This window comes from Cryobacterium sp. PH31-AA6, assembly GCF_030063195.1.
Lineage (GTDB): Bacteria > Actinomycetota > Actinomycetes > Actinomycetales > Microbacteriaceae > Cryobacterium.
Map to the genome: position 1 here is coordinate 228,112 of NZ_JASISS010000001.1, position 13,982 is coordinate 242,093.

At 63.8% G+C, this 13,982-nt stretch carries 15 protein-coding genes and 1 pseudogene; 10 read left to right on the forward strand and 6 right to left on the reverse strand.

Features of this window, described 5'->3' with window-relative positions:
* Positions 1 to 19: 19 nt before the first annotated feature.
* From QMG61_RS17475 to QMG61_RS01105, 7 genes and pseudogenes are all read left to right on the forward strand, one after another.
* A pseudogene (locus QMG61_RS17475) lies at positions 20 to 151 on the forward strand (nuclease-related domain-containing protein); the annotation flags it as partial.
* Positions 152 to 336: 185 nt separating this feature from the next.
* Positions 337 to 471 carry a hypothetical protein gene (locus tag QMG61_RS01080; protein ID WP_283492478.1) on the forward strand — a complete coding sequence of 45 codons (135 nt, stop codon included), beginning with the start codon at positions 337 to 339 and terminating at the stop codon, positions 469 to 471.
* Positions 472 to 591: 120 nt separating this feature from the next.
* Positions 592 to 990, forward strand: coding sequence for a (deoxy)nucleoside triphosphate pyrophosphohydrolase (locus tag QMG61_RS01085; protein ID WP_283492479.1), 399 nt, complete (start codon positions 592 to 594; stop codon positions 988 to 990).
* Positions 987 to 3,884: a DEAD/DEAH box helicase gene (locus QMG61_RS01090; protein WP_283492480.1), complete on the forward strand. Its 2,898-nt coding sequence runs from the start codon at positions 987 to 989 to the stop codon at positions 3,882 to 3,884. Before QMG61_RS01085 ends, QMG61_RS01090 begins: the two co-directional genes overlap by 4 nt.
* A gap of 125 nt (positions 3,885 to 4,009) precedes the next feature.
* Complete coding sequence (locus QMG61_RS01095) at positions 4,010 to 5,041, forward strand: NADPH:quinone reductase (RefSeq protein WP_283492481.1); 1,032 nt, start codon at positions 4,010 to 4,012, stop codon at positions 5,039 to 5,041.
* A 161-nt stretch (positions 5,042 to 5,202) separates the two neighbouring features.
* A complete protein-coding gene (locus QMG61_RS01100) occupies positions 5,203 to 5,451 on the forward strand; it encodes a type II toxin-antitoxin system Phd/YefM family antitoxin (protein WP_283492482.1) in 249 nt (82 codons plus the stop codon).
* Positions 5,448 to 5,759 carry a type II toxin-antitoxin system RelE family toxin gene (locus QMG61_RS01105; protein ID WP_349357669.1) on the forward strand — a complete coding sequence of 104 codons (312 nt, stop codon included), beginning with the start codon at positions 5,448 to 5,450 and terminating at the stop codon, positions 5,757 to 5,759. The genes QMG61_RS01100 and QMG61_RS01105 overlap by 4 nt, the downstream gene beginning before the upstream one ends.
* Here the strand turns inward: QMG61_RS01105 and QMG61_RS01110 are convergent.
* The 4 genes from QMG61_RS01110 to deoD all read right to left on the reverse strand — a co-directional run bounded on the left by QMG61_RS01110 (position 5,734) and on the right by deoD (position 10,947).
* Positions 5,734 to 7,830 (reverse strand): nuclease-related domain-containing DEAD/DEAH box helicase, encoded by a 2,097-nt coding sequence (locus tag QMG61_RS01110; RefSeq protein WP_283492483.1) that lies wholly within the window; start codon positions 7,828 to 7,830, stop codon positions 5,734 to 5,736. The genes QMG61_RS01105 and QMG61_RS01110 overlap by 26 nt on opposite strands.
* Before the next feature lie 226 nt (positions 7,831 to 8,056).
* Positions 8,057 to 8,761 (reverse strand): deoxyribose-phosphate aldolase, encoded by a 705-nt coding sequence (deoC, locus tag QMG61_RS01120; RefSeq protein WP_283492484.1) that lies wholly within the window; start codon positions 8,759 to 8,761, stop codon positions 8,057 to 8,059.
* A 9-nt stretch (positions 8,762 to 8,770) separates the two neighbouring features.
* The gene (locus QMG61_RS01125; RefSeq protein WP_283492485.1) at positions 8,771 to 10,183 is read right to left on the reverse strand and encodes an MFS transporter; all 1,413 of its coding nucleotides are present in this window, start codon (positions 10,181 to 10,183) and stop codon (positions 8,771 to 8,773) included.
* A complete protein-coding gene (gene deoD, locus QMG61_RS01130; RefSeq protein ID WP_283492486.1) occupies positions 10,183 to 10,947 on the reverse strand; it encodes a purine-nucleoside phosphorylase in 765 nt (254 codons plus the stop codon). The genes QMG61_RS01125 and deoD overlap by 1 nt, the downstream gene beginning before the upstream one ends.
* 87 nt (positions 10,948 to 11,034) lie before the next feature.
* Between deoD and QMG61_RS01135 the strand changes: the two genes are divergently transcribed.
* Positions 11,035 to 11,826 (forward strand): GntR family transcriptional regulator, encoded by a 792-nt coding sequence (locus QMG61_RS01135; protein WP_283492487.1) that lies wholly within the window; start codon positions 11,035 to 11,037, stop codon positions 11,824 to 11,826.
* Positions 11,827 to 11,871: 45 nt separating this feature from the next.
* Here QMG61_RS01135 and deoC (QMG61_RS01140) read toward each other — a convergent pair whose 3' ends face one another.
* Positions 11,872 to 12,564, reverse strand: coding sequence for a deoxyribose-phosphate aldolase (gene deoC, locus QMG61_RS01140; RefSeq protein WP_283492488.1), 693 nt, complete (start codon positions 12,562 to 12,564; stop codon positions 11,872 to 11,874).
* Between the two features lie 437 nt (positions 12,565 to 13,001).
* On the opposite strand from deoC (QMG61_RS01140), the gene relB reads away from it, so the two are divergent.
* A complete protein-coding gene (relB, locus tag QMG61_RS01145) occupies positions 13,002 to 13,292 on the forward strand; it encodes a type II toxin-antitoxin system RelB family antitoxin (protein ID WP_283492489.1) in 291 nt (96 codons plus the stop codon).
* A gap of 101 nt (positions 13,293 to 13,393) precedes the next feature.
* Positions 13,394 to 13,492 carry a type II toxin-antitoxin system RelE family toxin gene (locus tag QMG61_RS17480; protein ID WP_502846986.1) on the forward strand — a complete coding sequence of 33 codons (99 nt, stop codon included), beginning with the start codon at positions 13,394 to 13,396 and terminating at the stop codon, positions 13,490 to 13,492.
* 9 nt (positions 13,493 to 13,501) lie between these two features.
* Here the strand turns inward: QMG61_RS17480 and QMG61_RS01150 are convergent, their stop codons facing one another.
* Positions 13,502 to 13,876, reverse strand: a complete 375-nt coding sequence (locus QMG61_RS01150; protein WP_283492490.1) for a YccF domain-containing protein — start codon at positions 13,874 to 13,876, stop codon at positions 13,502 to 13,504.
* Positions 13,877 to 13,982 lie beyond the last annotated feature (106 nt).

The window sequence follows — 13,982 nt, forward strand, 5'->3', positions numbered from 1 at the left end:
GGAAAACACGGCCCGCGAGCTGGCTTCCGTCGGACCGCGCTTCTCGATTTGGCACGACGTGGAACTTGGTGCGGGGCACGCGCGGTTCGATCACTTGGTAGTCGGTCCGCAGGGTCTGATCGTGATCGAATCCATGACCGAGGCGGGGCCGGTGACCGTGGAGCACGATTCTCGGCGGCACGGCGGCCGCACGGTTCCCGACGTGCGCGACACACTCCGGCCCCGTCTGGCGGACGTCGGCAAGACGTTGGGGATCGATGGTGCCTCGGCGACTCTCCTCGTCTATGCGGATTCAGCACTGCTCCGCCCCGGCTCCAGCAACTGGGCGGTGGAGCGATGCCGACCTTTGTCGTCGGGGCCAGGCATCTGGCTGCGGTACTGGGGCAAGGACTGCCCGGTGTGGACGACGGTGCAACATGGCAGCTTGACCGCCTGCGGGCGACCGTCGCGGAGCGCGTGCGGTTCGCCTAGAAGCCAGCGGCGCGAGCAGGGCCAATGCTGTGTCGCGAGGATAGAGGGGCAGGCATCGGCTTACCGCCGCTAGCTAAGCTGGCCATACGAATCGACGGTCACGCAATGGGGAGACACACTTTGAAAAAGAGAATTAATGTGGTCGGTGCTGTCCTCACTCGGGGGCAGACGATTCTTGCGGCGCAACGTAGTTCGAGCATGTCTCTGCCCGGCATGTGGGAGTTCCCGGGAGGCAAGATTGAGCCGAACGAGTCACCGGAAGGGGCGTTGCTCCGCGAACTCGAAGAGGAACTGCTCTGCTCTGCAGAGGTTGGCAACCATGTCGCGACCACCGAGCACGAGTATGACTTCGGCATCGTCATCCTCACGACCTACTACTGCAGGCTCGTCGGCAAGGAACCTCGCCTAACAGAGCACGCGGAGCTTCGCTGGGTGGATGCCGCTGAGCTTGACCAGCTTGAATGGGCCCCCGCCGATATTCCGGCAGTCGAGCGGGTTATGAAAGACTTCCTCGTTTGAGTGACACCCGTAGTCAGCTCACGATCGACAACACTTTCGGTTTCCTGAATTCACACGTCACCGCTGATCAGGTTTTCCACCCCACTCTGATTTCAAATTCCGATGGCCAGACGATGCTTAAGGCGATCCTCGATGAGCTCAAGCGATCGCGAAATTTCGTATTTTCGGTCGCGTTCATCACACCGAATGCAATCGCGTTGCTTAAGCAGGCGCTCCTCGACTACCGAGGAACCGGCACGATCATCACGTCCACCTACCTCGGATTCAACTCGCCTGCCGCGTTCCGTGAGCTCCTCAACCTCAAAGGCGTGGATGTTTACGTGCATCCAGACTCCACCGCTGGGTTCCACGCGAAGGGATACATTTTCGAGCAGGAGGAGAGCACCACCGCGATTGTCGGCAGCTCCAACCTGACCGCAAAAGCGCTGTTGAAAAACCACGAATGGAATCTGCGCTTCTCCGCGCTCCCCGATGGGGACATTGTTCACCAGCTGAAGTCCGCGGCCCACGCACATATCGAAGCATCGACTGCCCTGACCCGGAGATGGATCGACGACTATGAGCTGACTTGGGCTCTGCAGCCTCGGCCGCCTCTTCAAGCATCCGCATCGATGGTGGCGCTTGGTGATCTGCCGCCGAGGGGAATGATTGTCCCGAACTCAATGCAGGTCGAAGCACTGGCTGAGATACAGACCCTGCGCGACGGAGGCGAGAATCGCGCAGTCGTCGTATCGGCGACAGGAACAGGAAAGACGATCCTTTCCGCGCTCGACGTTCGGGCATACGCGCCCAAGCGGATGCTCTTCGTCGTGCACCGCGAGCAGATTCTGGACCGCGCAATCGACGAGTTCAAGCTGGTGCTCAATGCCCCAGACAGCGACTTTGGCAAGTTCGTCGGGTCGAAGAGGGAGCTCGATCGACGCTACGTCTTCGCATCGATTCAATCGCTTTCTCGGCCCGAGAATCTTCGCGAGATCAGCCCCGATACTTTTGACTACGTTTTGATTGATGAAGTCCACCGGGCGGGTGCCGCGAGCTACCGGAAGCTGATCGATCACCTTCAGCCGGATTTCTTGCTCGGGATGACCGCGACCCCCGAGCGCACTGACGACTTCAACGTGTTCGAGCTCTTTGACTACAACGTGCCGTATGAAATCCGCTTGCAGAAGGCCCTCGAGGCAGACATGTTGGCGCCATTCCACTATTACGGCGTCACCGACTACGTGAAGAATGGCGAGGTCATTGATCAGGTCGCGGATCTGAGCCGGCTGGTCGCGAGCGAGCGCGTCGATCACCTCATTGCGCAGATTGAAAGGTATGGCCACGCTGGCGCTCCGGTCAAGGGGCTGATCTTTTGTAGCAAGAATGACGAAGCCGCAGAGCTGTCCAGAATTCTCAACCAGCGTGCTGTCCACGGACAACTCCTTCGAACGCGTGCCTTGAGCGGTGGCAATTCGGTCGAGGAACGTGAGCGGGCTGTGCAGATGCTGGAAAGCGGCGAACTCGATTACATAGCCACCGTCGATATCTTCAACGAGGGCATCGACATCCCCTCGGTCAATCAGGTCGTAATGCTTCGGCAGACGTTGTCGAGCATCGTGTTTACACAGCAGTTGGGTCGAGGGCTGCGAAAAGCTGCAGGCAAAGACCACCTCGTGGTGATCGACTTCATCGGTAACTACGACAACAACTACTTGATCCCTATCGCGCTGTTCGGCGACAGCACCCTGAACAAGGATTCGATCCGCAAGAAGATCATCGATGCGCAGGAAGCTGGAGCGATTGCGGGACTCTCGAGTGTGAACTTTGACGCGATTTCGAGACAAAAGATTTTTGCCTCCCTTGCGACAACAACTCTCGACAGCATGTCTAACCTCAAGAAATCCTTCGTTGATCTTAAGAACCGTTTGGGTCGATCGCCTGAGCTCATCGACTTCGCCCGCTTTGACACCGTCGACCCAACTGTCATTGCGACAAAACAGAAAAACTACTGGACATTTCTGAACAAGGTAGGAGCACTCGACGTCCAGGCGGAAGCCTTCGAGGGCGCGGTCCTGACGTTCCTTTCCGGAGAACTACTCAACGGCAAGCGGCCGCATGAGCTACTCCTGCTCGACACGCTTCTCTCGCAATCGGGTGGCGTGACGATTGAGCGATACCAGAATCTGCTTGCGGAGAGAGGGCTGGTTAGTGATGCGCCGACGCTCAATTCCATCCAGGCCGTATTGGACCTCACCTTCTTCACCGAAGCAGAAGCCGCCAAGTACGGCGCTAAGCCGATCGTCTTGCTTCGAGACGGGGCCTACAACCTCGCCGAGAACATCACAGCGGCATTGGCCGCAGACCCGATATTCAGAAAGCAGGTCCGAGATGTAGTCGATACCGGGTTGTACCTTGCGCGCCATCGTTATAACTGGAGCGGGCAGCTTGAGGTCGGGCGACGATACTCTCGCAAGGATGTCTGCCGGCTGCTCAACTGGCAGTCGAATCAGCAGAGCACAATCTATGGATACAAGGTCGACACCTTCTCAAACAGTTGCCCCATTTTCGTCACGTACCACAAGGGCTCAGAGGTATCCGAGAGCACGAAGTACGAGGACGAGTTTCTCAATCCGTCAACCCTGACTTGGTACACCCGGAGCAGACGAACACTCGCGAGCGGGGAGGTGAAGGCAATTGTTGAGAATCGTCTCCCGTTGCATGTGTTCGCCAAGAAGGACGATGCAGAAGGCACTGACTTCTACTATCTCGGCACAGCAAGATCGCGGGATGCTCGCCAGACGAAGATGTCCGGTGAGAGTGGGCATGACGTTGTCTCCATGACTCTTGGTCTGGCGAGTCCAATCGAGTCGAGTCTCTACGAGTACTTCGCGGCAAAAACTCCCGTGATCTAGCGGTTTCCGTCGGCGTTGCTTGCTCAGAATCCCTCTCCCGTGCGGACCTTGCCCCAGGGGTGAACGCCCAGCGCGGATCACCTTAGGTCGGGAAACATTCCACCCCGCCCCGCGTTACCCCTGACATGAAGTCAATTGTGTACAGCCAGACCGGTGACCCGTCCGTGCTTCAGCTCGTCGATCGGCCGGTGACCGAACCCGGAACCGGCGAGGTGCGGGTGCGGATCGTGGTCAGCGGGGTGAACCCCACCGACTGGAAGTCACGCCGCGGGTCGGCCCCTGGCCAATCGCTGGCGTTCGACGACGTCGTGCCCGGCCAAGACGGCGCTGGCATCGTCGAAGCGGTCGGCCCAGGCGTCGAGCACGTCAGCGTCGGCGACCGGGTGTGGCTGGCGCTCGCCGCGTACCAGCGGGCGAACAGCGGCACGTCACAGGAGCACGCCGTGCTGCCCGCGGAGCGGGTGTTCGCGCTGCCAGCGAATGCGAGCTTCGACCAGGGCGCGAGCCTCGGCGTGCCGGCGATCACGGCGTACCGGGCGTTGACGGTGGCCGAAGACGGGCCCAACCGGCTGCAGCCGGGCGCCCTGGCCGGGAAGGTCGTGCTCGTGGCCGGCGGCGCCGGCGCGGTCGGGCATGCGGCGATCCAGCTGGCCCGGTGGGCGGGGGCATCCGTCATCACCACCGTGAGCGGGCCGGCGAAGGCGGCGCTCGCCACGGCCGCCGGCGCGCAGCACGTGCTCACCTACAGCGACTCGGACATCGTCGACCAGATCCGGGCGATCGCGCCAGACGGCGTCGACCAGATCGTCGAGGTCGCCCCGGCCCAGAACGCGCCGCTCGACCTGGCCGTCATCCGCAACCGTGGGTCGATCGCGGTCTACGCCAACAACGGCGGCGACCAGATGACCCTCGACGTGCGCCGGCACTTCAGCCTCAACGTGCGCTACCAGTTCGTGCTGCTCTACACGGTGGGCGCCGACGTCATCCGTGCGGCGGCCGAGGACATCAACGCCGCGCTCTCCGACGGCGCCCTGGCCGTGGGGGAGGAGGCCGGGCTGCCCCTGCACCGCTTCGACCTCACACACACCGCGGATGCCCACGCCCAGGTCGAGAGCGGAGCGGTCGGGAAGGTGCTCCTCGACGTGTCGGCCGGGTGAACTTTGGGACTCTGCGCCCGGTGATCGAGGTTGAGTGTCGCGGGGCAGACCCAATGGTTCGCGCATCCGCGATGGGTGCTCCCGCAAGCGGGTGGACGGCGGTCAACTGCAGACCGACACTGCACATGTACATCGAGATCACGCGGATGTACATTTGAGGCATGTCGAAGTCAAGTGTCACCGATGCCAGGGCGCGCCTACCCGAGTTGATCGCCCAGACCAGCACGGAGGCCGTCTTCTTGGAGCGTCGCGGAAAGGTCGCTGCTGTGCTGGTGAGCCCCGAGCAGTACGCGCGCATGCAAGACGCGCTTGAGGACGCTGAGGATGTCGCGGCGTTTGATGTGGCGATGGCCGACGAGGGCGACAACATTCCCTGGGAGCAGGTCAAAGCGGATCTCGGCTGGACGTGAGCAAGTACCGGATCGAAGTGCGCCCGGCAGCGGTCAAACCCTTGCGGCGCATTGATCCGCAGGATCGTGGTCGGGTACACGGCGCCATCGCCCTGCTGGGCGAAGACCCACGCCCGCCCGGGGCCAGGGCGTTGCAAGGACGGGACGGCTATCGGGTGCGGGTGGGCGACTATCGGATTATCTACACCATTCGCAACGACATCCTTGTGGTGGTCGTGGTCACCGTCGGCCGTCGCCGGGACGTGTACGAGCAGCGCGTGGTGCAGTTGGGGATTGCGAAGGTCACGCCGACGAACCCTGCGCCGTGATGCACCCGACCCACACGGCGTCACGAGCTCGGGTGATGCCCACGAACAGTTCGCGGCGGTTGCGCTCGTCGCGTTCGATGCGCGAATCGGTCCACCCCTCGCCGGTGACGCCCGGGGACATCAGTTGTTCGTCGATCCAGGGCAGCAGCACCTGCTTGAACTCCAGTCCTTTGGCCCGCTTGATCGTGCCGACCTTCACGGCATCCGTTGGGCTACCGTCGTAATCGGTGAGTTCGACCACGGGAATTCCCGCGGTGCGGAGCAGTGTCACCGCGTCACGCACCTGCCAGGTGGTGGAGCAGAGCACACCCACGTCGCCCCAGCCCACACTCACGCTCTGCGCGGCCCGGCGGAGGTGCTGCACCAGTTTGCCGTCGTGCTCGGTTCGGGTGCGCGCCCGGGCGAAGAGGGGACGGTCACCGTGTCGCGGCGAGGTGATCGCGGCTGCGCTGGCCGCGGTGCCTTCGATGTCGACGTAGCTCGCACCATCGACGACCCGGGCGGCCAGGGCGAGGATCTCGGCCGTGTTGCGGTAGTTCACGTCCATGATCACACCACGGCCGGCGACGGAGAGACCGGCCTCGGCGAGAGTGTACCCGCCGGGGTAGATGGTCTGTTGGCCGTCGCCGATCAGGGTGAAGGCATCCGCACCTTCACCGGCCACGGAGGCGAGCATGCGGATCATCGCGCACGACAGGTCCTGAGCCTCGTCGACGATGACGGCGGTGTACCCGACCATTGGTTTGGCGCGCAGGGCCGCTTCGGCGAGCAGGATCAGGTCGGCGAAGTCGTGCACCTCGCGAGTGCGCAGAAGTGATTCGTAGCACTGGTAGAGCGCCCAGACCGAGCGGCGCTGGTCGAGGGTGAGGCGGCGGCGCCGGCCGATGCGGGCACAGTCGGCGTACTCGTCGAAGGTGGTGAGACCGCGGCCCTTGATCACGTGGTCGAGTTCCTCCTTCCAATATCGGGAGTTCGTGTCGATTTTCGCCAGCGGGCCGCAGGTCTGCTGCCAGGCCTCGTCGAACGACTGATCGGCCAGCTTCGGGCTGACCCGCACGTCGATGCCGCGCTCGTCGAGCACCTTGCGGGCGAACTGGTGCACGCCGCTGAACTCCACGCGACCCTCGACATCCGGGGCCATGCGGCCGAGCAGGTTGCTCAGTACATCGGGCAGCGTGCGCACGAACGTGGTCACGAGCACACGGGCGTTCGCCTGGGATCGTGCCAGGTACGCGGCGCGGTGCAGCCCTACGACGGTCTTGCCGGTGCCGGCAGCCCCGCGGATGCGAGAGGGTCCGTTGAAACTGCGGCGCACCAACTTGGCCTGGTCGGGATGCAGGAACGTCATCCACTCCTCGATGGGAGGGGCAAGGAGGCCTTCGAGGATCGCGGCCTCGATGTCGCTCTCGCTCGGGAGATGGTCCAGATCGAGAGCGGGTTCCGGGCCGATGATCGGTTCGGGCAGGGTCACATCGACCGGTGCCGGCGCGCCGATCAAGGGGAAGTACTTGATCGCGGCGGCCAACACCTGCTCGACGGCGGACGCGGTGAGTCGCTGCCCGCGGCGGGCGATGTGGCGCACGATGTCACCTTCACCGACAATCTCGACGCCGCCGACCGACGCGTTGACACCCTTGTGCCCGGCGAAAACGACCACGGGTCGTATCTCGCCTGGGGCGAGGCCGATCTCAGCCAGAGCCGCCTCCGTCTTCCAGGCGAGATCGGCGAGTCCGTCGAACTCGTCGGTGACATCGGCTTGCCCGCGGAATACCCGGCCCGCGGCGATGATCGGGTCTTTCCAAGCCTTGGTGTCCACGATGAACAGGCCGCCCGGCCCGACGACGACCATGTCGACCTGAGCGCGCCGGCTGCCGGGCCACTGACGATCGGGCAGGAAGTGGTAGCCGGCTGCGGCGAGGGGGGCGAGAACGTGGGCGATGCGTTTTTCGCTGTCGGCGGCGGCGAAGTAGTTGGCGGCCTTGGCCCGCGAGGATTCAGCGGCGAGCGCGTGCGCTTCTGAGAGCGCTAGCTGCCGCGTCGCTTCGCTCCATGCCGATCCGCCTGCCGACATGCGCTCCCCCAAGCCTAGATACAGGCTGAGCTTATCGGTATGTACTTGATCGGGGTGCCCCCTCGCTGTGGGGAAGAGGCCGGGCTGGCCCTGCACCGCTTCGGCCTCGCGCACACTGCAGATGCCCATGCCCTGGTTGAGAGTGGCGCGGTCGGGAAGGTGCTGATCGACGTTTCTGTGGGGTGATCGATCGACCAGCACTGGCGGCCGACGCCGGCGCCGACGGTCAGTAAGCGCCGGTCAGCACGGTGGGCTTGGCGCCGCTCAGCAGCGCGGCGCTGCCGGAGACACCGAGGCGGGTGGCGCCGGCTTCGATCATGGCCAGGGCATCGTCGAAGCTGCGCACCCCGCCCGACGCCTTCACCTGGGCCCGGTCGCCCACGGTTTCCTTCATCAGGCGCACGGCGTGCACGGTCGCCCCGCCGGCAGGGTGGAAACCGGTGGAGGTTTTGACGAAGTCGGCGCCCGCGGCCACGGCGGCCTGGCACGCGCCGACGATCTCGGCATCCGTCAACGCGGCGGATTCGATGATCACCTTGAGCACCTTCGGTGCCGGGATGCTCGCGCGCACGGAGGCGATATCGGCCTGCACGTCGTCGAACCGGCCGGCCTTGACGGCGCCGATGTCGATGACCATGTCGATCTCGTCGGCGCCCTGCGCGATTGCGAGGGCGGCTTCGGCGGCCTTGATGGCGCTGTGGTGCTTGCCGCTGGGGAAGCCGCAGACGACGGCGACCTTGAGGTCGGCGTCGGCGGGGATCGTGAGCGGCAGCATCGACGGTGAGACGCAGACGGAGTAGGTGCCGAGCCTGATGGCCTCGGCGACGAGGGCGGTCACGTCGGCGGCGGTGGCCTCGGGCGTGAGCAGGGTGTGGTCGATCTGGTTGGCGACGATGGCCGCGCTGAGGGTTACTGTGGGAGCGGAAATCATGGTTTGTCCTTAGTTGGTGACGAGCGCGGGTTCGGGTGAGGGTTCGCCTTGGCGCTCCACGACCACGATGAAGATGCGGTAGAGCACCAGGCCGAGGGCAGCGACCGCCGCGAGAATCAGCAACACCGTTCCGTAAGAGGCCGCCTGGTCGGTGCCGGCGACGCCGCCAAGCAGGTTGGGCTTGAGGTTCATCAGTGCTGCGGTGTAGGCGATGCCGATCGGCACGGCAATGTTGATGGTGAGGTTGTAGAAGCCGATGGCGATACCGGAATTCTCGACCGGCACCCGCCCGATGGCGGTCGACACGAGGGGGCCGTACATCAACGCGAAGCCCATCCCGAACAAGATCATCGAGATCACGAAGATCCCGATCCACTTGTCCACCACCAGTGCCGGGATCAGCATCGAGGCGATGATCACGATCAACGCCGTGGTGATGGCCTGCTTGGAGGTGAGGACCCGGGCGATCTTGCCGGTGGCCGAGCCGACTATTACGGCGGCGATATAGCCGGGGATCAGCAGCAGCGAGACCTCGCCGAGGTTGTAGCCGTAGATGTCGGATACCAGGAACGGGAAGAGGAAGGTGTAGCCCAGCTGCACCGAGTAGATGACGAACACCACGATGATCATCAGCGAGTATTGAGCGTTGGCGAAGAACGCGATGGTGATCACGGCGTTGTCGTGCGTTCGGATGTGCCAGATGAACAGGATCAGCCCCGCGACGACGGGCATCAGGTACCAGAGGTTGAAGTTCTGCATGAACAGGATGATGCCGGTGGCGAACACCGCGATCAGGAACAGCCCGAAAACGTCGACGTGGCCCTCATTCGTTGCCTCCGCGGCAACGGTGCGGAGCACGACCGGGATGGCCAGCAGCGAAAGCAGGGTGACCAGGAAGAAGGCCGCCCAGCCGATGTAGGTGGCGATGAAGCCGCTGCCGACGGTGCCGATCAGGAGCGACAGCTGGAAGGCTGCGGTGCTGAAGCCCAGGTACTTCTTCTGTTCGTCGCCCCTGAAGTGCTTGGTGACGTAGATCACGTAGAGGGTCTCGGCGGCCGCCAGGCCGGCCGTCTGGATCAGCCGGCCGACCAGGATCAGCCAGAAGTTGGTCTGGAAGATGAAGCCGACGAGCGACCCGATCGTCATCACGATGATCGCGAAAATGATGAGTTTCCGGATGCTGATCGAGTCGGCCAGCGCGGCGTAGACCACGGCACCGATACCGATCAGGATGCCGGTCAGAGTGGCTTGCAGGCTGACGGTGTTGACGGGCAGGTTGAGACTCTGCGCCAGCGCTGGCGACATGAACTTGAAGCCATTGTCCAGCACCAGCGAAAACACGAACAGGAACAGCAGGATGGGCACGGCCCGGGTCGGTGTGAAGACCGGGGTTGCACGCGTGGCGGGAGTCGCGGTGCTCATCAGATCAGTTCCAGCGCGATCTCGATCATTCCGGTGAACGCGGTCTGTCGTTCCTGGGGGGTGGTCTTGGCGTTGGTGACGAGGTGGTCGCTCACAGTGAAGATGCCAAGCGCATCGACGGCCCCGGCCGCGGCGTTGGCGAACAAGCCTGCCGACTCCATCTCGGCGGCCAGGATGCCCATCTTCATCCACTTGCCCATGGCGTCGGGATCGGCGCCGTAGAACAGGTCGGAGGAGAGTACATTGCCCACGTGGGTGCGTTGACCGCGCTCGTCGGCGATCCGTTTGGCGTGCTCGAGCAGCCTGTACGACGACAGCGGCGCCCATGAACCGGGCAGGTCGAACTGCTGAAGGTAATTGGAGTCGGTCGACGCGCCCTGGGCGATAACCACGTCGTAGAGCTCCATGTTCTCCTGCATGGCGCCGCAGCTGCCCACCCGGATCAGGTTCTTAACCCCAAAGAAGTGGATCAACTCATAGCTGTAGAGCGAGATGGAGGGGATGCCCATACCCGTACCCATCACGGACACGGGGCGCCCCCGGTACGTGCCCGTAAAACCCAACATGTTACGAACCTTGTTGAAGCAGCGGATGTCGTCGAAGTAGGTCTCGGCGATGAACTTCGCTCTCAGAGGGTCCCCCGGAAGGAGGATCGTCTCGGCGATGTCCACCCCCTTCGGATCGATGTGCGGCGTGCTGCGCGTGGGGGGATACAGACCCTTCGTCGTTGACTGTGATCCGACCCTCGTGGTGGTTGAACTCATGTTGACTCCTTCGTCGATGCAGTATGAGGTTATACCTCTCCGGTCACATATCAAATGTGGTACGTTCGGCGTTGACAAGGAGGTCTCGTGACGACCCGTTTGGAATCGCACCCGTTCTTGCACCAGCAGCTCCAGCTCGCCGTCGGCCAGCCGATTCGAGTCGCCGTCTACACGCGCCTCGCGGATGGAATCCGCTCCGGCGTGTTCCGGCTCGGCGAAATGCTACCGAGGGAAACGGAGCTCTCGGCGATGCTCGGCGTCAGCCGCACACCCGTACGCGAGGCGCTGATGCTCCTCGAAGAAGACGGGTTACTGGTCACCCGCCGCGGAGTTGGGCGATTCGTCACGGACTTCATCCCGCACGGCGGACTGGAGCAGCTGCGGCCATTTGAGATCGCCTTGGCCGACCCGAACATGACGTTGACTGTCCAGCCGGTGCGTTTCGAGTTGGAAGGGGTTACAGACTTCGTGGCCCACCGGCTCTCGCTCGACCCGGCTGCCAACGCCTGGATCCGCGAGAGCGTCTTGCTGCAGGATGGCGTTCCCGTTGCCACTGTTCAAGAGCATCTCCCCGCTGGGCGCTACCTTAGTGACGTGAGCGCGCGAATCGCATCCGAACTCCCGGAAATCGCCGCCGAGCCACGGACCCTCCTCGCCTCCATGCAGGCCAACGGCCACGTCTTCACAAACGGCGTGTGCCAGATCGTCGCAACCGACGCTGGCCCCACGCGAGCGAAACTGCTGAACATAGGGCCGTCAGCGGCGGTCCTCATCCTCACCCAGACAGCGGAGCACGGCGGAGTTCCCATCTACGCCGCAAAATGTGTCGTCGCGCCCGGTCACGGGTCGCTCTCGGTAAGGCAACATAACCCTAACTAGAGGCACTTCGGCGGGGGCAGGCTGAGGCGGCGTCGGCGCCGGCGGTCAGTACGCGCCGGTCAGGACCGGTGTGGCACCGCTGAGTAGTGCTGCGCTGCCGGAGACGCCGAGGCGGGTCGCCCCGGCCTCGATCATGGCGAGGGCGTCGTCGTAGCTGCGCACGCCGCCCGACGCCTTTACCTGGGCTCGGTCGCCCACGGTTCGCTTCATCAGGCGCACGGCGTGCACGGTTGCCCCGCCGGCCGGGTGGAAACCGGTGGAGGTCTTGACGAAGTCGGCGCCCGCGGCCACGGCGGCCTGGCAGACGGCGACGATCTCGGCATCCGTCAACGCGGCAGATTCGATGATGACCTTGAGTACCTTGGGTGCCGGGATGCTCGCGCGCACGGCGGCGATGTCGGCCTGCACGTCGTCGAAGCGGCCGGCCTCGGCCGCACCGATGTCGATGACCATGTCGATCTCGTCGGCGCCCTGCTCGATGGCGAGCGCGGCCTCTGCGGCCTTGATGACGCTGTGGTGCTTGCCGCTGGGGAAGCCGCAGACGACCGCGACCTTGAGGTCGGCGTCGGCGGGGATCGTGAGCGGCAGCATCGACGGCGAGACGCAGACGGAGTAGGTGCCGAGCCTGATGGCCTCGGCAACCAGGGCCGCCACGTCGGCGGTTGTGGCCCCAGGCGTGAGCAGGGTGTGGTCGATCTGGCGGGCGACGCTGGCGGCGTCAGGGGAGAGGGAGGTCATGAGGTGCGTCCTTGGTTGGTGATGAGTTCGAGGGTGCCCGGCGGCGGCGTGGCGGCGAGGGCGATGTGCGCGGCGGCGTTGACGCATCGAGGTGGATGCCGCGGCGGCGCGATAGCTCGGGGCCGACGGCGGACTCGGCAGATTCTTCACCGGGCGCCACGCGCCCGTCCAGTCCCCACCAACGATACCAAGCGTGGCTGTGGCTTGCCTCCACTGCTCGGCGGGCACGGAGGGTGGCGGGCAGTCCCGGGTCGCGGCGCTCCAGCTTCGAATGCGGGCTCGACGCCGTGCGTGCGCTCGTCACCCGGCAGAAGGCGGCAGCACCCCTGAGACTTCGTGTTTCTCGGCGCGGAATACCGCCGACCCCTGCAAATGCGAGATTCCTGCGGATAATCTGGAGCGCGTGAGGTACTTGTATCTCAAGGAGGTGCGTTCACGTGGCCATTTCAGTACGACTGACTCCCGAGGATGAACAACGTCTCGAGCAGCTCGCGGCGCGCACGGGGCGCTCGAAGAGCTTTTACGTTCGCGAAGCGATCCACGAGCATCTCGATGACCTGGAAGAACGGTGTTGGGCCGATCGGGTCATTCGTGGGTGGGAGGAATCCGGAAAGGAAAGCAGGCCTGCGGATGAGTTGTGGGCTGAACTCGGGCTAAGAGTCGCTGGCGATTGGAAACCACGGCGGAGTTCGATCGCGCGGCCCGAAAACTCGACAGATCAGCGCTGATTCGGGTGAAGAAATACCTGGACGGTTTGCTGGACCTGGATGACCCCGGTGAGGGCGGGCGTCGCCTGACCGGAGGCCTCTCAGGCTAGTCGCGCTTCCGTATTGGCGACTATCGCTTGATCGTCGAGATTCACGACGACGTACTGGTTCTAATTGCCGTCGGACTGGGGCACCGGTCCGAAATCTATCGCAAGGGTTAGGAAGCGGCCTTAGGGCAGGTCGACGATCTGCTGGCCGAGCGGCATCAGCGCCACGGGGATGAGCTTGAAGTTGGCGATTCCGAACGGGATGCCGATGATCGTGATGCAGAGCGCGATGCCCGAGACGAGATGGCCCAGGGCGATCCACCAGCCCGCCAGCAGCACCCAGACGACGTTGCCGAGGAACGACCCGACGCCCGCGTTCGGCGAGGCCACCACGGTCTTGCCGAACGGCCAGAGCGCGTAGACGCCGATGCGTGCCGCCGCGATTCCCCAGGGGATGGTGATGATGAGCACGAACATGATGAGCGCCGCCAGCATGTAGCCGAGGAACAGCCAGACCCCCGAGAGCACGAGCCAAATGACGTTGAGGAGGGTTTTCATGATGGTGTCATTCTCTCAGATCGCGTTCATGACCCGCCGAGGCGCTCGTCGATGTCCGTGGAATGCTGCATGATGAATTGGGGTACGTTGCACAGGTCGTGATGTG